The 19,431-nt window shown below is 42.6% G+C and carries 19 protein-coding genes; 6 read left to right on the top strand and 13 right to left on the bottom strand.

What is annotated here, in order from left to right; translation table 11 throughout:
* Positions 1 to 6 precede the first annotated feature (6 nt).
* On the top strand, positions 7 to 2,232 hold the full coding sequence (gene csaB / locus DFR58_RS16705; protein WP_114298995.1) for a polysaccharide pyruvyl transferase CsaB: 2,226 nt from the start codon (positions 7 to 9) through the stop codon (positions 2,230 to 2,232).
* A 10-nt stretch (positions 2,233 to 2,242) separates the two neighbouring features.
* Positions 2,243 to 2,977 carry a WecB/TagA/CpsF family glycosyltransferase gene (locus DFR58_RS16700; RefSeq protein WP_114298994.1) on the top strand — a complete coding sequence of 245 codons (735 nt, stop codon included), beginning with the start codon at positions 2,243 to 2,245 and terminating at the stop codon, positions 2,975 to 2,977.
* Between the two features lie 5 nt (positions 2,978 to 2,982).
* Here the strand turns inward: DFR58_RS16700 and DFR58_RS16695 are convergent, their stop codons facing one another.
* The 6 genes from DFR58_RS16695 to DFR58_RS16670 form a co-directional block, all read right to left on the bottom strand.
* Positions 2,983 to 4,788 carry an FAD-dependent oxidoreductase gene (locus DFR58_RS16695; protein ID WP_114298993.1) on the bottom strand — a complete coding sequence of 602 codons (1,806 nt, stop codon included), beginning with the start codon at positions 4,786 to 4,788 and terminating at the stop codon, positions 2,983 to 2,985.
* A gap of 467 nt (positions 4,789 to 5,255) precedes the next feature.
* A complete protein-coding gene (locus DFR58_RS16690) occupies positions 5,256 to 5,606 on the bottom strand; it encodes a type II toxin-antitoxin system PemK/MazF family toxin (RefSeq protein ID WP_114298992.1) in 351 nt (116 codons plus the stop codon).
* A complete protein-coding gene (locus DFR58_RS16685; protein WP_114298991.1) occupies positions 5,606 to 5,884 on the bottom strand; it encodes a CopG family ribbon-helix-helix protein in 279 nt (92 codons plus the stop codon). Before DFR58_RS16685 ends, DFR58_RS16690 begins: the two co-directional genes overlap by 1 nt.
* 304 nt (positions 5,885 to 6,188) lie before the next feature.
* The gene (gene alr / locus DFR58_RS16680) at positions 6,189 to 7,358 is read right to left on the bottom strand and encodes an alanine racemase (RefSeq protein WP_114298990.1); all 1,170 of its coding nucleotides are present in this window, start codon (positions 7,356 to 7,358) and stop codon (positions 6,189 to 6,191) included.
* 12 nt (positions 7,359 to 7,370) lie between these two features.
* A complete protein-coding gene (locus DFR58_RS16675) occupies positions 7,371 to 8,942 on the bottom strand; it encodes an NAD(P)H-hydrate dehydratase (protein ID WP_114299011.1) in 1,572 nt (523 codons plus the stop codon).
* Between the two features lie 5 nt (positions 8,943 to 8,947).
* Positions 8,948 to 9,583 (bottom strand): hypothetical protein, encoded by a 636-nt coding sequence (locus DFR58_RS16670; RefSeq protein WP_114298989.1) that lies wholly within the window; start codon positions 9,581 to 9,583, stop codon positions 8,948 to 8,950.
* Between the two features lie 354 nt (positions 9,584 to 9,937).
* On the opposite strand from DFR58_RS16670, the gene DFR58_RS16665 reads away from it, so the two are divergent.
* From DFR58_RS16665 to DFR58_RS16655, 3 genes are read left to right on the top strand one after another with little or no spacing between them, the layout of a single operon-like run.
* Positions 9,938 to 10,435 (top strand): DUF4330 domain-containing protein, encoded by a 498-nt coding sequence (locus tag DFR58_RS16665; protein WP_114298988.1) that lies wholly within the window; start codon positions 9,938 to 9,940, stop codon positions 10,433 to 10,435.
* Between the two features lie 11 nt (positions 10,436 to 10,446).
* On the top strand, positions 10,447 to 10,986 hold the full coding sequence (locus tag DFR58_RS16660; RefSeq protein ID WP_114298987.1) for a hypothetical protein: 540 nt from the start codon (positions 10,447 to 10,449) through the stop codon (positions 10,984 to 10,986).
* Between the two features lie 13 nt (positions 10,987 to 10,999).
* Positions 11,000 to 12,367 (top strand): O-antigen ligase family protein, encoded by a 1,368-nt coding sequence (locus tag DFR58_RS16655; RefSeq protein ID WP_114298986.1) that lies wholly within the window; start codon positions 11,000 to 11,002, stop codon positions 12,365 to 12,367.
* 46 nt (positions 12,368 to 12,413) lie between these two features.
* On the opposite strand, the gene DFR58_RS16650 is transcribed toward DFR58_RS16655, so the two are convergent.
* Genes DFR58_RS16650 through DFR58_RS16640 form a run of 3 tightly spaced genes read right to left on the bottom strand, consistent with a single transcriptional unit; the run spans position 12,414 to position 14,929 of the window.
* Positions 12,414 to 13,412, bottom strand: a complete 999-nt coding sequence (locus tag DFR58_RS16650) for a ketoacyl-ACP synthase III (protein ID WP_114298985.1) — start codon at positions 13,410 to 13,412, stop codon at positions 12,414 to 12,416.
* A gap of 30 nt (positions 13,413 to 13,442) precedes the next feature.
* On the bottom strand, positions 13,443 to 13,835 hold the full coding sequence (locus DFR58_RS16645; protein WP_114298984.1) for a hypothetical protein: 393 nt from the start codon (positions 13,833 to 13,835) through the stop codon (positions 13,443 to 13,445).
* Positions 13,836 to 13,873: 38 nt separating this feature from the next.
* Positions 13,874 to 14,929 (bottom strand): methyl-accepting chemotaxis protein, encoded by a 1,056-nt coding sequence (locus tag DFR58_RS16640; RefSeq protein WP_114298983.1) that lies wholly within the window; start codon positions 14,927 to 14,929, stop codon positions 13,874 to 13,876.
* Positions 14,930 to 15,415: 486 nt separating this feature from the next.
* Here DFR58_RS16640 and DFR58_RS16635 point away from each other — a divergent pair, with 486 nt between their 5' ends.
* On the top strand, positions 15,416 to 15,829 hold the full coding sequence (locus DFR58_RS16635) for a hypothetical protein (protein WP_114298982.1): 414 nt from the start codon (positions 15,416 to 15,418) through the stop codon (positions 15,827 to 15,829).
* A 16-nt stretch (positions 15,830 to 15,845) separates the two neighbouring features.
* Here the strand turns inward: DFR58_RS16635 and DFR58_RS16630 are convergent, their stop codons facing one another.
* Genes DFR58_RS16630 through DFR58_RS16615 form a run of 4 tightly spaced genes read right to left on the bottom strand, consistent with a single transcriptional unit; the run spans position 15,846 to position 19,165 of the window.
* Positions 15,846 to 16,808 (bottom strand): class I SAM-dependent methyltransferase, encoded by a 963-nt coding sequence (locus DFR58_RS16630; RefSeq protein ID WP_242987689.1) that lies wholly within the window; start codon positions 16,806 to 16,808, stop codon positions 15,846 to 15,848.
* 24 nt (positions 16,809 to 16,832) lie between these two features.
* Positions 16,833 to 17,195 (bottom strand): DUF2304 domain-containing protein, encoded by a 363-nt coding sequence (locus DFR58_RS16625; RefSeq protein ID WP_114298980.1) that lies wholly within the window; start codon positions 17,193 to 17,195, stop codon positions 16,833 to 16,835.
* Positions 17,196 to 17,202: 7 nt separating this feature from the next.
* Entirely contained in the window at positions 17,203 to 17,898 is a 696-nt protein-coding gene (locus DFR58_RS16620) for a glycosyltransferase family 2 protein (RefSeq protein ID WP_114299010.1), read from the bottom strand.
* A gap of 22 nt (positions 17,899 to 17,920) precedes the next feature.
* A complete protein-coding gene (locus DFR58_RS16615; RefSeq protein ID WP_170138196.1) occupies positions 17,921 to 19,165 on the bottom strand; it encodes an ArnT family glycosyltransferase in 1,245 nt (414 codons plus the stop codon).
* Positions 19,166 to 19,431 lie beyond the last annotated feature (266 nt).

Genomic DNA, 19,431 nt, shown 5'->3' with positions numbered 1-19,431 from the left:
ATTTCCATGAAAGTTATACATTTGACCGGCGGCGGGGATATCGGAGGCGCAAAAACCCATGTCGTTTCCCTTATTAAAAACCTCGGAAAAAACATAGATGTAAAGCTTATAAGTCTGCGCGCAGGTGATTTTGCAGATGAGGCAAGGGCTGCCGGCATTGACACGCAGGTTGTATATTCAGGGAATATCATTTTGGATATACTTCGTGTGATTAAAATCATAAACTCGGGAAATTATGATATTATTCACTCGCACGGCGCAAAGGCCAATATGTTTGCCGTTATATCCAAAATATTCACCGGCCTCCCCATAGTAACCACTGTTCATAGTGATTACAGGCTTGATTATATGCACAGCATCCCTAAGAAATACTCCTTTGGAGTCATCAATTCCATTGCGCTTCGTCTGATAGACAATTACATATGTGTTTCAAGTGATTTAAGAGAAAAGCTTATTGACAGAGGCTTTATGCCCAACAAGCTTTTTACTATACCTAACGGAATAGACTTCAATATAGATGTAAAAATTCACGGCAGAGAGGAATTTGCCAAAAAATATAATGTTCCCTTACAGTCCGGCGATGTAGTGGTGGGAATTCTGGCCAGACTTACTCCTGTTAAGGGTATAGGAACATTTATAAAAGCCGCTGGAGTTGTGGCGGACAAAAACCCCTCGGTAAAATTCCTTATAGCGGGTGACGGAGAGGATCGCAGCTCGCTGGAGCAGATGGCGGCCTCGCTTGGTTTACAGGATAATGTATATTTTCTGGGATGGGTGAGCGAAATTTTTGAGTTCTTAAGTGTGATAGATATAAATGTGCTGTCCTCGCTGAGTGAGGGCTTCCCGTATTCAATACTTGAGGGCGCGCTTCTTAAGAAAGCTACAATAAGCACCAATGTGGGAGGCATACCCGACTTAATAGAAAGCGGCATTAATGGGTATCTTTTCAATCCCGGCGACCACGAAAGCCTTGGGAGGCATATAATCGAGCTTTCGGACAACACCTCCAAAAGGCTTGAAATTGGAGATATGCTGTACTCTAAGGCCAAGCTGCACTATTCTCTTGACAGTATGCGCAAAACCCAGCTTGAAATATACGGCACTCTGCTTGCCAGAAGCCGAAGCAGGCATTTATACGATATAATTCTTTCAGGCTATTACGGGTTTAAAAACAGCGGAGACGATGCCATACTGATGGCAATTATAAATGATATACGCACATATAAAAAGGATGTAAAAATAATGGTTCTGTCCCATAATCCCATGGAAACCAAGAAAAGCCATAACGTCGATTCCACTAACAGGCTTAATATTATAAGCATTACAAAGGCCATGAGAAGATCCAAGCTGTTTATAAACGGAGGAGGAAATCTCATGCAGGATGATACAAGCACGCGCTCGCTCATATATTATCTCGGAGCCACATGGCTTGCCAAAAAAATGGGAGCTAAGGTTATGGTATATGCAAACGGGATAGGCCCAATAAATAAAAGCTTTAACAGAAAACTCACAAGAATAGTTCTGAATCAGGTTGATGTAATTACCTTAAGGGAGGAATTTTCACGCCGGGAGGTTTCCAATCTGGGCATAAACAGCCCTGAGATTCTTGTTACCGCCGACCCGTCCCTCACCGTGGTTCCGATAAGCTCAAAAAACGCCGATGATATTCTGTCTGCGGAAGGCATTGATTTATCACATTCCTTTATAGGCTTCTCGGCAAGGTCATGTGAGAATAGCTCTGTTTACGACCACACTGTGATAGCACGCGCCGCCGATTATGTTATCGACAGGTATGGTTCAATCCCTGTTTTTATACCTATGCAGCCCTCCGACACTGAAATTATCCGACGTATTGTATCACAAATGAAGGGCAAGGGCTATATTCTGACTGGACAGTATCAGGTAAGTGAGATATTGGGCATAATCAGCAGGATGGAAATGCTTATAGGCATGAGGCTCCATTCCCTTATATATGCGGCAAATCTCGGTATACCCGTTATAGGTCTTGTCTATGACCCCAAGGTTGAGGCTTTTCTTGAATACTTTCATCAGGCTTCGGCAGGCAGCATAGAAGACTTAAATTACGACAGGCTGGTTGTAATAATAGATGATGTTTGGCTCAATAAAAGCAAAATAAAGGGTCAGTTGAACAAAATCACCTCACAGTTAAAGGAAAAAGCTTTGCAGAATGCTCAAATTGCAGTAAGGCTTATAGAGGAAAAGGAAGGCTAAGGAGGCTTTTATGTCGGATAAATCAAATATAACGGGAGTATATGTAGATCACATTACAATGCGGCAGGCCCTTCGCCAGTTAAGAATTTTTTTGGAGGAAGGCGGCGTTCATACCATATTCACTCCTAATGCTGAGATTATGATGGATGCGCATACCGATCACAGCTTAAAAAGCATACTGAACGGATCGGATATGGTCATCGCAGACGGCGCAGGAGTGGTTCTGGCTTCAAAAATACTGGGAGTAAGCCTTCCTGAAAAGGTTTCCGGTATTGACCTTGTACGGAACTCCTTTTCAATTTCTATGAATCCCAAAATAAGGTATTTCCTTTTCGGGAGCAAGCCGGGAGTAGCAGAGCAGGCAGCCAAAAACATTCTCTTGCGGTACCCTGATGTAGAAATTGCAGGCTGCAGGAACGGATATTTCCGGGAAGAGGATAATGAGGCTATAATAGATGAAATAAACTCTTCAAATGCCGACATTCTGCTGGTGGCTCTGGGCGCACCCAAGCAGGAAAAGTGGATTTACTCCAACAAGAGCAGTCTTAAGGTAAAGGTATGCATAGGAGTTGGAGGAAGCCTTGACGTTTTTGCCGGCACAGTGCGCCTTGCGCCGGAGTTTTTTAGAAAAAACGGTCTTGAATGGCTCTACAGGCTTTACAAGGAGCCGTGGCGTTTTAAAAGGATGCTTAAGCTTCCCAGATATATTTTACTCGCGTTATTTACCAGAATAAAGGGAGGCTAAGAATATCAGCTCAGTATTCCCTTGCCGGTATATTCCCTTATGGCATAATCCGCAAGGTAGAATACGTCTTCTATTTTAAGTATACCCTCATCTGACAGTCTGGAGTTCATAAAGCCGTCTATGTACCCTTTATCACGTGCCTTCTCATAGGCAGCACCACCTTCCGCCGCTTCATTATGCAATGAAAGCAGTATTGCCGCCGCCATCTCTCCCGTAAGCTTGCTTTCAGAAGCATAGCGTCTTAAGAGCGAGTCAAGCTCCAATGAGTACCTGTCCGGCGCAAGCCTGAAAATACCGTTAATTAACAATGTCACAAGCTCATTCTGTGTCGCGTCCTTTTGCAGCAGGTAATTATTTGCCTCTCCCCCCGAGATAAGTCCAAGGCTTGCAAGCTGTATTATTGACGGGTATGCCCACGAGGACTTAAGAGGATTTTCCTCCTTGATATCCGGCAGATATGCCCCTTCCGCTCTGAGTATGCCCTGAAGCTCGCTTACCTTGTCAGCATCTTTCTCATTTGCCACCTCTCTGGGAGTATAATTATTTATTATTGAATATACCGAAACTATTCCAGCCGACTGCCCCGCCGAGATTCCCGCCGCAAAGCCTCCCGCACTGGAGGAGGCCAGTGATGAATAGGACGCCTTTCTTCCCACCATCATGAGATTGTCCGTTTTCAGAGGAACAAGGCTTCCCAAGGGCACAGAGTATTGCACAGGCTTTCCCACTACGTATGTGCCTTTTCCGGCAAATTTCCCCGCATCCACAGGCCTTGAGCAAACAAAGCCTTTATTGGGAAAATCCCTGTTTTCTAAAATATCCTTTACCTCAAGCACATACTCTCCCATAAAATGCACAGACTCCTTTACAAGCAGCTCCCGCGCCGGTGCTTCAAACTCTATGCCCTTAAGCTCTGGGGTTTCTTCCTTTAAAAACCGTGTGAGGCTTACCGCCTCCTGTACAGCGCCGTCATATGCGACCTTAAGAGCTTCCGGGTCGGATACGTCAACATTTAAAACCCGTATTCCCTCCATAACCGCTCTCCCGCCCCCTTGCGGAATTATGGCTATATTCCGTACATCAGAGTCTATATACGACAGCCTGTAGCGGCTCACTATAGAATTAATCCTATTTTGTATTTGAGGCACGCCTTCCGCCTCCACCCCTCTAAGCATGAAATTAAGCCGTACCGGCATATAGCTGTCAGGCATATTTAAGTCCTCAGAGCCCTTAAAGCAGGGGACATTGCACATTTTAAGCAGTATCCCGTCCACCGTTGCGTCTATAAACCGTTTTCCATAGAAGCTCCTTTCCTCACCGTCTAACTTTATATTCACTCCCTTTATTGCCATTCCTTCAAATATCGGAGACACGATCCCGGCACTATAAATCACATCAAGGCTTTTTTGCTTTTTAACAATATCCTCTACTGTTCTTATGTAATTATCAATAACGAAGGGAGTCCCTATCCTTCTGCTGATTTCTCCGTAGAAGCCTTTGTTCAGGGCTTCACCCCCGGGTCCATAGCTGGCCTCCATATCAACGGCAAGGCTTTTTGAAACGCTTCCTCCGAGGCCCTTGCCCTCAGCCACCAGAAGCGTTCTTGCACCTGCTCTGGCGGAAGCCGTCGCGGCAGATATACCCTCAGGCTCTTCTCCAACCACTATAACATCATAAATTCCGTTATCACTCACAAGCCCCTTTGTCCAATCCCTTGCCGACTCTCTTGTTATGGGCACTATCCCGAATCTGTATAAAAGTATTGCAATTATGGCCAGAGCAAACAGCCTTACAACAAAATCCCTCTTCATGAAACCTCCCCGGCATCCTGCAGCATAATATATCTCCGGTAAGCACAGCACCAACCGAATGCAGTAAACAACTTCTTATAATATAATTAACAATAAAGATTTTACATGGAGTATATAATTTGATGGAAGAAATTTTTTTGACCCGTAAGGAATACATCTAAGAAAAGCGCCTGATGACATACCCGTGAGACATTTCCCCGCAAGGCGTCTTTTCGTTGTAGTTAAAAATTTCTGTAAGCAATTATATCCTCCATGTTTGTAAAATCTTTATTGTATCCTATATAATATAATTCGGATTTTTACGGTGTTTTGATTACAGTATTAGTGCAAATTTAAAGGAGGCCACATCCCCTCTCGAAACGGACCCCCAGTTATAATTCAATTTAAATCACAGTCTATATAAGCTTGTACAATATGTATTAAAAAATTTTTAATGGTGTGGTTAAAGCTATATCATTAAAGCTTGTTTATACACTCTCTAATCCAAAGCTCACACTCAGCGCCTCATTAATTCTTTCCATAAGCTCTCCGTCCAGATGCCCTATTCTCTCCCTAAGCCTCTGCTTGTCTATAGTCCTTATCTGTTCTAAAAGTATGACCGAATCCTTCATGAGCCCATACTCCTGAGCGCTTATTTCTATATGTGTAGGCAGCTTAGCTTTATTTATCTGTGATGTGATCGCGGCCGCTATAACTGTAGGGCTGTATTTGTTGCCGGTATCATTCTGCACTATTAAAACCGGTCTTATTCCGCCCTGCTCCGACCCTACTACCGGGCTTAAGTCCGCATAAAAAATATCTCCACGTTTTATTACCACTATCTATCCAACTCCCCAAGCCTTTCTTCATATTTTCTTTGCTGATCATTATCCGCTTCAATGCACATTTCGGCTAGTCTGATGTTTATTTCAGCCATCTCCTGATAGCCTCTTTTCATCCTATCCCTCATTTCTATCTTCTTTATTTCCCTGATATACAGCTTCATTGCTTCCCGAACAAATTCGCTCCTGTTACTCTTTGCCTCAGACACTATACAGTCTACTTCCTTCAGTAAATTATCAGGAAGGCTGATAATTATTTTTCTTAATTCCGCCAAAATAATACCCCCCATTTCTATATTCGGGCTGCAAAATAAAATAAATTAAATCCTCGCAGTAATATGCTTCTCAATAAAGAGGATAAAAATGTATAAGCATAAAATAAATGCCTCTATATAAATATATGCTTCAAATGCACATTTGTAGAATTACTGTTCAAAATACTATAAAAAATTACGAAGATGTATATAATATATTATATTACCAGTTCAATGGCAGGTCAAATTAAAAATTTGTTACTGCTTTATTGGAACTGGTTTCTGTAAGGCTCTAACGATTATATATATGACGGGATACATGCGCTCATATCAGATAGTTAAGGACATTTAAAATTTTTCCTCCCTGAAAATAAAATCTTGGAACTCTTTTTCCTATCAGGCACACAACCTCATAATTTATAGTGCCCGCCATGGATGCGATGTCCTCGACTCTTATATTTCTTTCTCCCTGACCCCCGAAAAGCACCACCTCATCCCCTACCGACACGTTATTGCTTAAATCAGTGACATCAACCATGCACTGATCCATGCATACTCTTCCTATAATGGGGGCAGACTCACCATTTATCAATACACTGGCCCTGTTTCCAAGCATTCTTGTATACCCGTCGGCATAACCTATGGGAATAGTAGCTATTATGCTTTCCCTGTCTGTTATGAAAATTCTCCCATAGCTTACTGCCGTTCCGGCCTCCACCCTCTTTACAAGTATTACATTGGACTTAAGAGTCATTGCGGGCTTTAAGTGAATTTTGGATTTATCAACCTCCTGAGAGGGGTACATTCCATACAGTATAATTCCCGGTCTTACCATATCCAGATGCATTTCGGGGAATTCCATAACTGCCGCGCTGTTGGCCACATGCCTGACAGGTATGTGTATGCCTATGCGGGTCAGCTCACTGCATATGCTCATAAATCTCTCGAATTGCATATATGTATAGCTCTTATCCGCCTCATCCGCCGATGCAAAATGCGTAAACAGCCCCTCAATTATAATGCCGGGAAGCTTGCTTATTTCGATCACTTCCTTAACAGCGCTGTATCCCGGCATGAAGCCCACCCTTGTCATTCCGGTATCTATTTTTATGTGTATGCGCACACTCCTGCCAAGCCTGACTGCCGCAGATGAAAGCGCATCGGCAAGCTCCCTGCTGAACACCGTCTGGGTAACGTCGTTTTCTATAATCTCCTCTGCCCTTACAGGATCGGTATAGCTAAGTATAAGTATGGGCACATCTATGCCGTTTTTCCTGAGCTGTATGGCCTCGTCCAGCATAGACACGGCCAAACGGCCTACCCCATTGTCCAAAAGAGTTCTGGTCACCTCCATTACTCCGTGTCCATAGGCATCAGCCTTTACCACACCCATTATTTCTGTTCTTTTATTCGTAATTTTTCTTATTTCAAGTGTATTATGGGCGATGTTGTCCAAATTAACCTCTGCCCATGATCTGTTAAATTTATAGTCCATGTCCCCTCATCCTTATAGGTAATCATCTAATTTTGATTTGACTAATTGCTTTAAGGCTCCAGGTAAATGCCTTACTAAATCTCCTGCGATAAGCCCGTGCTGTCCCTTTACACGAGCCGCCCTGTCGCCTGCAAGCCCGTGCAGGTAAGTCCCCAGCACCGCGGCATCCTCTAATGGAACACCCTGGCCTGACAGAGACGCAATGACCCCTGTAAGTACATCTCCACTGCCTCCTGTTGCCATACCGGCATTGCCTGTAGTATTTATATATATCTCTCCTCCTGGAAGAGCCGTTACCGTCCGCGCACCCTTCAGCACTACGGTTACACCCCACTTAAGCGCAAACTGCCGCGCAGTTTCTATTCTGTCGCTTTGAACCTCCTCTATGCTTATCCCGCATAGCCTCGACATTTCTCCCGGGTGCGGAGTTAAAACCGCTTTAGTATTCAAAGCCTCCAAAATGCTCATATCCGACGCTATTGCATTTATGGCATCCGCATCTATTATCAGAGGCTTGCGGGCAAACCGCGCAGTATGCCTGACTACCGCAGAAACACCGGCACCGCCTGACAGCCCCGGGCCTATGGCAACAGCCGACATTCGTTCCATAAGCTCCTCCAGTTTGCCGGTGCAGCCCGGTGAAAGCACTCCTGTACCCATATCCTCAAGGGGAATTGTAACAGCCTCTGCCAGCATCACGTCATAAATTGATGAAAGAGCCGCCGGGACACCCAGATAGACCAGCCCCGCACCCGTCCTCAGTGCAGCTTCTCCGGCTAGATAGCCGGCTCCTGTCATACCCTGTGAGCCGCTTATTATCAAAACCCTTCCGAAATCTCCCTTATTTCCGTCGCTGCGCCTTTGGGGAAGCATAGAGGAGGCAAGCCCCATATCTGTAATATTTGTTTTTATATGCAGTCCCTCAATTACTCCGGTGGGAATGCTTATATCCGCCACGACAAGCTCTCCCGCATGTTCGCACCCCGGATGAAGCAAAAGCCCAAGCTTTGGAAGCCCGAAGGTCACTGTTTTAGCTGCTGTGATGCAAGTGCCCAACACCCTTCCCGAGTTTCCGCATATCCCGGAGGGTATATCTATGGAAATAACGGGTTTGCGGCTTTCATTAACCAATTCGATAACCGCGCGCGGCAAGCCTGCTACCTCCCCCTTAAGTCCCGTACCGAAAATCCCGTCCACGACAAGACTTGATACGCTCAAATGGTGCTTCAGCGCATCCGGCACCGAAGGCTGCACCAGCTCAATAATTTCCACGCCCATGTTGCGCAGTATATTCATATTGGCCGCTGCATCCCCTGTAATGCCTCTGCTGTCTGCCACAAGATAAACGCTGACGCTGGCACCGCAATTGTACATATGTCTTGCCGCCGCGAAAGCATCCCCCCCGTTATTGCCCTTCCCTGCCACAACCAAAATTTTCTTTCTCCCGAGGCCTCCGATAAGCTTTGAAGCTTCCCTCACAACCGCAAGGGCGGCATTCTCCATAAGAACCATTCCGGGTATTCCTATGCTGCTTATTGTAAGCCTGTCTATCTCATTCATCTGCTTAGGAGTAACAATTTTCATAAGTTTCAATCTATCCCATCTTTAAAAAATTCCCTGTCCAGCTTCTCCAGCTCTTCTCCTCCCAAAAGGTCATGAAAGTAGCTGTAGATATCGGCATCATACTCCGCCAGTGTTCCCTTCTCATCAATATACTCCTTGAGCCTGGCATGAGCCTCCTCTATCAATTCCTCCAGTTCTTTTACTCTCTTCTGGTTTGCACGCATTTTAAAATAAACCGCATTAACAGTATACTCTAAAAGCTGTATATTTGCCGTCCTGATTTGCGCCGGAATATTATCAAGAAGCTCTTCTATTTCTTTAAATCTCTCATTTATCCTTTTTATCTCCCTTTCACAATCCCTCATGCTGTTTTTTGCCTCTTCGTTATTATTGTCATAAACCTCAGTTGTTAGCTTAAGTATTTTATCCATACAGCTTTTCTTGAGAGTGCCTATTTCCTTCGATTCAGTCATGAGTCTTGCCTGTTCCTTAAGAAGCTCTTTTAGCTCCTCCTCGCATTTTATTATCTCAGGGGTTTTTTCGGTATATGCAAAAAGAGCGTTCCATCTCTCGTCAAGAATAAGGAGCGATATATCATTTTTTCTCAATACCTTTTTATCAAACTGTGCTTTTTCGGGCTGCTTTTTAAAAAACTTAAACATATTTACCCCCATGCTTATTATCATTAAAAAAATTCACATTTCCTATATCATTATATCGTCAAAGCAGGCAAGTATTATAACATACTCCCCTCCCTCAAACCACTTTGTTGACACAAAATTTTACGGGTGCTAAACTATAATTGCGGTATTTTAAGCCATTCCGAGAATTTATGGTTTGAAAAGTCATAAATAAGGCTGCTTTAATAATTTATTAATGGATTTTGTGCCTAGGATAAGTTATTATTTTATAAGGCAATACTAAAATTTAAGGATGGGAGGCATAGATAAAAAGAACTTTCAATACATACTGCAAGACACTGTTAAAAAGTAACCAAAACTAAGGAGTGGAAGTTAATGAAAATAGTAAATGAAAAAGGAAAGCTTTTTGGAATAATCAATATAATAGATCTTTGTGTAATACTTGCGGTAATTTTAGTCGCTGTAGTGCTTGGAAGCAAGATGTTCGATACCAAAATAGGCCCTATCCCGCGCAGCTCCGAGGGTAAGGAGGTAATTGTGACAGTGAAATGCACCGTCCGAAATGAAGTCGTGGCCTCCTCCCTAAAGGAAGGCAGCCAGTTGATTTCCTTGCTGAACCCCGAGCCCAACGCCTATGTAAAATCGGTTTCATATACGGCACTTGAGGCCATGAGCAGCAATGATGCTGGCCAAATAGTGTACTCGCAGGATGCCAAAAGAAAGGAAATGACTATTGATTTTACAATGAAGACATCCTCCGGAAACGGAATTATAAAGCTGGGCTCACAGGATGTGGCCATCAACAAGGAATTCATAGTCAAGACCCATACCTTCGAAGCTAAAGGCGTAATAGAGGGCATAGAAATAAAATAGGGGGAATTGATGTGAAATCTATTTTAGACGGAAGTATTCTGTTCGGTATCCTTCACAGTATCACTGTAAAATTAGAAAAGCTGTACAGAGCGAGCGTGCTGTACAGAGCCTTGAGAACCTTGGGCTTATGGTGTTCGCAAAGCGTAATTGGCACATTGGTTGATAAATACATGAAAAAAAGCTCAAAAGCTAAAAGCTCTGTTACCTATAGGGTTTTGAGATTTATTGGCATTAAGCTCGATTATTTTGCAGGACTGATTCATAATTTATTTATAAAAGCCTTTGGACATAGCCTGACAGGAGGCCTTACAGCAGCAATCAAAGAAGAATGCAAAAGCAGCATGTACAAGGTGGGAGCATCCTTAATACTCCCCTTTGCAGCCGGATTTGCGGCAGTAACTACTATCCGCGGAACATGGAGCATGATGAAGACGGGCTATATGCTGATGCTTTTTATACTTCTCCTTGCCTCCTTTATTTCTATAAGCAGATGGAAATCATGGATTAAAGGCAGCGTAGTCTATAAATTATGCCACTCTATATGGGAATGAGATGTGATGTGTTATGAATAAAAAAGTTTTATATATATTAATAGGTTTGGCAGGGCTTTTGCTTGGAGCTGTTTCAGCCTTTATTCCTTTAGGGCTTTTCATTGCTCTGGCAGGAGGCATTGCTTTTGTTGTATTTATACTTAGGGATTACCAGAGAGTGGCATATGTTGCGGCTTTGTATCCCATACTCTACCATATAACAAACAATGTTTTGAAAATACCCTTTTTAGCAGGTGCCTGGGATGAGCTTCTGCTTGTCTTCTGCATAATGGTATGGGTATACAAATGGGTGTCGGACAGAAAAGAAAAAGCCTATAAATGGACCCCTATGGAATTTCCCTTTATTCTTATGTTTTTTGTCGGCATATTCCTTCTGTTTATGAATTCGCCGGACTTTAAGCTGGGTATGGACGGGCTCAGGGCAGTTATAGAGTACATGCTTTTCTTCTTTGTAATAGTTCAGCTTTTAAAATCGGAAACGGCAGCCAGAAAGGTGCTGTACACATTGATGTTCTCCGGCGCGTATATGGGGCTGGTAGGAATTTTTCAATATATTTTCAGGGTTGAAACCCCCACAAACTGGATGGACAAGGTAGAGGTAAAATCAGCTCCCAGAGTTTTTTCCATCATAGGAAACCCAAATGCTCTGGGAACGCTTCTGGTTCTCTTGATCCCCATTGCCGTTGCTCTGATTTTATCGGAGAACAGCCCGCTTAAGAAAATAGCCTTCTCGCTATGTGCCGCGTCAATGACGGCATGTCTTATATTTACCGGCTCAAGATCCTCATGGATAAGCTTTGGAGTGGCAATGGTGATATACGCCTTTCTGAATAAAAACAAGAGATTAATAGTAGGGCTTGTGGCTGTGGCATTGCTTGCGTACTTGTTTGTGCCCTCCGTGCAAAACCGGATAGGGTATATGCTAAATCCTGAATTCATTACAAGCAGCTTAAGAGACGGCCGGTACAGCAGATGGCCCAAAGCCTTTGAGCTCTTCCGGGAAAACCTGATGTATGGTGTGGGCTTAGGGCGGTTCGGGGGTGCTGTTGCAGCTATAAATAAAATTCCCGGCACCTTCTATATTGACAACTACTATCTTAAAATTGCAGTGGAAATGGGGCTCTGGGGAATTACAGCCTTCCTTATTCTTTTATACAATGCGCTTGTCTGGAGCCTAAGAGCACTTAAAACTGCCGGAAGCAGCTATAATAAAAATATTATACAGAGCTGCTTTTCGGGTATGTGCGGAGTGCTTATTACCAACTTAAGCCTTAATAATTTTGATGCCCCTTCTGTAACCACTTATTTCTGGATTGTAGCAGCAGTGGCAATATACCTTGGATATGCAAACAGTAAAAGCCGCTATTTATTAAAAACCTAGAAAAATAATGCCGGAGAAAATATTTTCTCCGGCATTATTTTTTTTGTTAAAACTTATATAATAAAGAGCACATTGTGTATCCTGCCCCCACCGAGCACATAATTACCTTGGAGCCCTCATTGACCTTGCCTTCCCTTATAGCTTTCCTCAACCCGAATATGGGGCTTGTCGTCCCCGTATAGCCGAACTGGTCTCCTACATAAGAGTAGTTAGTGCAATCTACCTCCAGCTTTTGCAGAGTTTCAATTGTATCGGGCTTTGAAAACTGAGAAAATACAAAATGATCCACCTCTGCGGGCTTAAGATTGTTTTTTTGCAAGGTATGCTGAATAATCTTACTCCAGTTATCGGATAAGAAGCTGAAGTCAAACGGCGTCCAGCTCCACCTTTTGCTGTCCTCGTCAAGCTTTTCATCGTACATCTTTGCAAAGCCGCATAAGGGCATTACAATTGAATCATGGTAATTTGCATCGGTAAAAAATTCGGCGGTGCCTATAAAACCGCGTTCCTCTTCCTCAACAGCCATTTCCAGCAGCACAGCGGCGGCTGAATCGGCAAAATTGGAGTATGTAACGGGATCATTCTTGCTGACAACAGAGCTTATCAGCATACTTCCCACAACCAGAACATTTTTTAGTGTTTTTTTCATTTTCATATAGCTGCTTACCTGATCCAGAGCAGTCAGCATCCCTATGCAGTTATTATTAAGGTCATACACCACATGGGCATTTTTTGCACCCAGTAAATGGTTCAGCTTCAGAGCATTGCTCGGAGCCGTATATTCCGGGGTGTCTGAGGTAAAGACTATCATGTCTATGCTTTCGGCATCGGTGCCCGAATACCTTAAGACCTTACGGCATGCCTCAAATGCCATAGAAAGAGAGGTTTCATTTTCGTCGGCCAAATATCTTTTTTCTCTTCCAAGATGATTCATTAATCCTTCTACATTGACTGTTTCAAAATGCTCAATAAAATATTCATTCCCGACAGCTTTTTCAGGATAGTATACAGCTATGTCTTTAATTTTAACGTTGTGGTAGCTCATGGCTCTCCTCCCCCCAAAATGATTAACAGCTTAAAGCTTGCTTAAAGCTTCCTCTTTAGTGGAAACAAACGTAAGCTTTTTGTCAAAGTCAGGTATGCTCTTAGCCAGCCTCATGATTTGCGACTGCGCTATTGCAGAAGATAGCCTTGTCATGAATCTTTTTTTAAAAACAAAATCGTCAGACACATACAAGGACAGCGCATTTACAAGTGCTGTCTGAACTTCAGGTGATGAGGGCTTGACATCCTTAACATCTACAATCAGCGTATATTCGTTCTGGTTGGGTATGCCTTTGGCGCTACTTATAAACTCATTGCAAAAGCTTCCTCCCTGCTGGAGATCGAACAGCCCCTCCGCAAAGGCCACAAAGATTTTAGACTCTTTGTCAACCGTCATTTTATAGGTTCCTGAACCTTCACCCATAAATTGTATACCTCCTTATTTATATTTTATTTTATTGCTTATGAAGCTGAATAGTCTTCAATAATACGCATCATTTCCTCCGCCATATTATTGAGCTCCTGAATTTTCAGAACCACGCTTTGTATGTAAGATACCTGCTCGTCAATAGTGCTTGAAACCTGCTGAGTTGAAGCAGCAGTCTGCTCGGACACCGCACTTATGCTTTCAAAAAGAAATTGGACATCCCTTATATTATTCTCAAGACTCTTATTTTCTTCTAAAATATGATTAATATCGGTGTCTATATGAATTACAGACTTGCTGATTATATCGAAGGAGCTAACTACCTTGGTGACAACCTCGTTTTGAACATCAACAAAGCCTTTAGAGGTCTCGATTTCAGAATGGGTAATTTCAATGGCATTATTTATATCGGAAATAATACTGTCAATCTCCATTGACTGCTTCTTGGAGTCATCCGCAAGCTTTCTGATTTCTCCCGCCACCACAGCAAACCCGTTCCCGTGGCTTCCCACTCTTGCCGCCTCAATAGAGGCATTTATTGACAACAGGTTTGTCTGCCTTGCTATGGCATCCAGCATCTTTGTTATGCCTTTTATTTTTATAGCCTTTTGCCTGACATTTTCCATAGATACAACCATCTTTTCAACAATCTCACGGTTTTTATCTATTGTTGCCCTCTGCTTCTCAATCATCAGGTTTCCTTCTTCAATGGCGTGATTAACCTGACTTACCATCTCGGCAGACACCATGAGATCGCCTGAAATTTTTCCCGCGCTTTCAACAATGCTTCTGCTTGAGCAATTTGCCTGCTCTATGGAATAGCAATTGTCTACCGCTCCTTTTGCAAGCCCCGAGGTTGCAATGGAAACCTGATCCATTCCCTCCCTAATAGCCCCTATTTCCTTTAAAACTTCAGTTGAAGATGAGAATATAAAATCATTGATTTCTTTAGTACATGTTACAAATGATTCCACTTTTTCCGTACCTGCCGGATTGACTTCAATCAAAGAAGACTCGGATAGATTAGCTTTTCTTTTAATACCGCTTATTTTTACGAATTTGCTCCAAACGACGTTCTCTGTCTGCCTCATTCTTTATTTCCTCCTAAATTATAAGCAATGAAATGGTATTATGCTAAAAACAGGAAAATAATGTTGCTTTTTTGGGCAAGTTATGAAATTTATGTATACATAAGAAGTATATTATAATTTATCCTTATCTGACGTATATTATGTAATTTATCCTTATCTAACAAATATTTTATCGCTAATTGGCGTTTTTTGCAAGTAAAATTTACTAAGTTTTGTAATTATTTTTGTCGTAAATGTTATTTTTTTGTAAACTATTAAAACCCATACATTATTTCTTACACTTTTTATGTATTTTTTATGCGGATTTTGTCGTTCCCAGTTTAAGCTTGAACATTATTTATTCCTCATAAAATATGATAAATAAATGGAATAAAGGGTTCCCTGATATTCTTAAAAAATAATATTTGTGTTATTATTTTATTGTAATTTGTGTATGGCGAATAAGACTCAGAGCTTAAAAAGATAAAATAGAAAGGGTGGATAATAATGAAAAAGAATTTTTTACTTTTGTTGTATCTGTCTGTATTCACTTTAACCATATCAGGTTGTCAGCAATCATTAATGAAAGCTGATGATCCTGCTGACGCAAAAAAAGTCGATAATACAGTAGAAATAGTAATTGGATATGGTACTAATAGCTATGCTGCCGTAATAAACAGCCCAGAGGAAATAGAACAGCTTGAGGACCTATTTAATGAAGCGGAGCTTGATAAATGTGATATAGACATACATCAGCCTTATCTAAGCATATCGTTTCGCAGCAGTGATGCTTCCACTTTATTTTTAATTGACGATAATGATGTAATTAAATTAGCGGACGGTACCTGCAAAAAATCCAAGCAAATAAGCTTTAAAAATTTATACTCTGTATTTGATGAATATGCATCCCAAAAAAAGTAGCATATAAATCTGTACCCTACTTCCTTCTTAGAAAAAATGCCGCCTGATCGCCTTGGCGTTGACTGTTCAGCAGAGCGGCCTGCTTTCTGTATTCCCTGACCCTGCCGTAGTGGAGCAGCCTGTAAGTGATGTTGCTGGGGAACTGGAGCATTCCAAGCCCCTTCATATGCCTTTCGCTTCCTATGAACTGGCTTTCGCTGGAATCCCATACTGTATTTTCAATTTGAAAGCCGCTCTTATCACAGAGAATTTCCATGCTGTCCACCGAATGCAGGAAAAAATGCCTGGGCGCCTCAATATGGCACCAGTGGACACCGTACTTCTGCCATGCATAGCAGGATACAAGGGGTATCCTTACGAGGCAGATCCCGCCGGGAGATAGCCTTGCACGGGCCGCCTCAAGCGATTCCCTCTGCTCAAATATATGCTCTAAGGAGTGGTTGAACATTATGAAGTCATAAGTGCCCTCTATCTTCTGGATTGTTGACTTGATAAGCTTAACGCCATTGGCGCACTCACAGCTCTTCGCTATATACGGGTCAACTCCTGTGAGATTTTTAAAGCCTATGTGCGCAAGAGAGCTTAAAACGCTTCCATCACCCGATCCCACATCAAGTATGCCGCTGTCAAAGGTAATCTCCCCCTTTGACAAGGCGTGCGACAAAAAATTGTAGATAGCTCCCTTCCCTCCCGGAAATACAACGCTTATAATTTGTCCCGCAAGTCCCCTGCCATAGAATTGGTACCTGCTCTGAAGCCTTTTTGCCCTTTCCGAGACGGAAGAGCTTTTAAAGGAGTAATACCCCGGAGGGTAGAACCTGTCCATGTTGTCAGGCACGGCTTCAATCTGCAGGCAGCCGCAGGCGGAGCATTTATAGTAGTTAAACCTGTCCCCTGTCCCAAACATGGTTTCACTTATATCATAGGTTGTATTGCCTTCAGCGTTTCCGCATATCCTGCATTGTGATACACTTCCCATTTTGTTCAACGATTACCTCCAAATTTATTTCGCCTTATCCTTTTTATTCAGTTCCTCAATATACGCCTTCAATATGCCCAGCTCCTGAGTGAGGGTTTTAACCCTGTTTGCGTTTCTCGAAAGCGACAACGTCAGGGTAAATACAATAATCAAAAGAAAAAACAGTATGGACAAAAACAATGTGTTGACGGGCTCCTTTATATGCAGGACATACGATATGAACGTCAGGATTCCGGGAAAAAGAGACAGTATTATAAAGCTAAAGCTGGTAAGAATCCATACAAGGGCATACTTAAGCTCAAGCCTTTTATTTCTGACCATATTAAAAATAAACATAAAAAACAGAATTGACGCAGTTGCCAGTATGATCTGCAATATCCTGTTCATAGCTCCGTTACCTCCCGCCTTTTGAGATTGCCGCGGTTATTACCGCAAGGCTGACCTTTATCATATAATACACCGACTTAAGGCTTGTTATGGAGGACTTGCCCCCCTTGCGCTCATTCATTATTACAGGAATTTCTGAAATTATCAGCTTGTTTCGGTTGGCTGAAACCAGGGTTTCAGGCTCGGGGTAATCCCTTGGATAATCTCTGGAAAAGTACTCTATAGCTTTTCTGTCGCAGGCACGAAAGCCCGAGGTTGGATCTGTCATATTCCGTCCTGTAATCAGCTTTATCAGTGTACAAAAATATTTTATTCCCACTCTCCTGCTAAAGGTGGACTGAAAGCCCTCCTTTTCAATGAACCTTGAGCCTATGCAGAGGTTGCTTCCCTTTTCCAGCTGGGAGACAAGCTCGCCTATATATTCGGGATTATGCTGTCCGTCTCCGTCTACCTGTACGGCGGCGTCATAGCCGTTGTAGAGGGCATACCTGTAGCCCGCCTGTACCGCTCCTCCTATCCCTAAATTCACCGGTAAATCCACAACCTTCACCCCGCAGGCTCTGCACACAGCGGAGGTATTGTCGGAAGAGCAGTCATTAACCACCAGAACGTCATACTGCGGGCAGTTTTGAGATATACCTTTAAGCAGCCCCGGCAGGCTCTTTTCTTCATTGTATGCCGGAATTATAATTAAAACCTTCATATACATACACAGCTCCATTATATTATGTTTTCCCTAAAAGCCTTTTCCCAATCACATCACGCATTAAGCAAAGCAAATATGAGGCTCCCATTATTAAAAAGAATATGAGCTGATACGCATATCTGTTTTCAGGCACAAACATTAAGTAAAGCCCAAGGAAAAGCACTGCATAAATAACAACGACACGCCCCGTTACACTCCTCACAAAAGCGGCGGCACCTCCTATAACACCCAATGCAAGTATAAAATAATGTATAAAAACATCATGCATCCTAAGTGTTGAAATGCCCGGCAGCCATGGAAGCTTAAACATAAACTGGATTTTCCCCACGGTATACCACTTAAAATACAGCAGTGGCTGGGTTGTAAAGCCCTCTATTATACGTTTTTTTGCAAACTCCGTCTGAAGATCGGAGTTTCCCTTTATGCTGTCGGGAGCATCCTTTGCCACGTCCCTCATATATGGATAGGTTCCCGACAACAATGGATTCCCCGCAGCCTCGGCAGTCAGCACCACCCTGTTTAAGGTTACATAATTTCTTACCCACCATGGAAGCATAACCACTGTAAAGCCTATGACGCTAAGCACAAATATTTTTACGACAGCCCGCCTGTCCCTCTTAAACCATGTAAACCACCCGTAAATAAACGGTATCACAAAAAGGGGCAGCATTGCCGGCCTTACAAGTATCTGCACAGCAAATGCCCCTCCCGCAAGCAGGTGGGCATATGTCTTTTTTTCTTTAAAGCCCAATGCAGTAAAGTAAAAATAAAGAAGCATTGTGGCAAGAGAAATTACCTCTGTAAGAATCTGAGTGGTGGAGTAAATATACGAGGGGTATATTGCTACAAAAAACGCGGCGATAACAGCCCCGTCGTCACGGCCTGAAAGCTTCCGCATTAGAAGAAAAGCCAGCAGAGGAGATATAATTCCTCCCGTCAGAGCCTGAATGATGCGAACGGCAGTTATTTGCCTGTACGGATCATTAAAGATGGCGTATACCGAGCTTAAGAACAATGGATATGTAGGCGTAACCCTGGCATTGGATATTCCGGGGCTGCCTCCGTAGGGCAGGCCGTCATACCAGTACCCGTATATTCCGTCATCCACAAGCTGCCTTGACATAAGAAGGTAATTCCTTGCGTCTCCGCCTATTTTAAAGTCATGGAGCTTGTACAAAACAAATGAAAATCTCAATACAAGAGCTAAGGCTATTATTATAAATAAAGCAACTGCCGTCCCTTTTTTTAAATAAACTTTTCTCACTGTTTCCTCCGTCAAGCAATATTCTTCACGTAAATTACATGTGCCCATGGCACTGTGTATGTATATAAAAAATCACTAGAAAAAGTATACCATATATATTAATAAACCAACAATTTTTTTAATTATAAAAGCATTGATTCTAAAGAATCTGTTTAAAATTTATTAGACGTACTGATTGTAATAATCATTTTTCTATAATTTTATTTCAATATATTTATATATTATTTGCTGTAGGGGCAGACCTGCGTGTCTGCCCTAAATTCCTG

The organism is Anaerobacterium chartisolvens, from assembly GCF_003337415.1.
GTDB lineage: Bacteria > Bacillota > Clostridia > Acetivibrionales > DSM-27016 > Anaerobacterium > Anaerobacterium chartisolvens.
The sequence above is the reverse complement of the archived record's forward strand: the minus strand, read 5'-3'. Positions and strand labels throughout refer to the sequence as shown.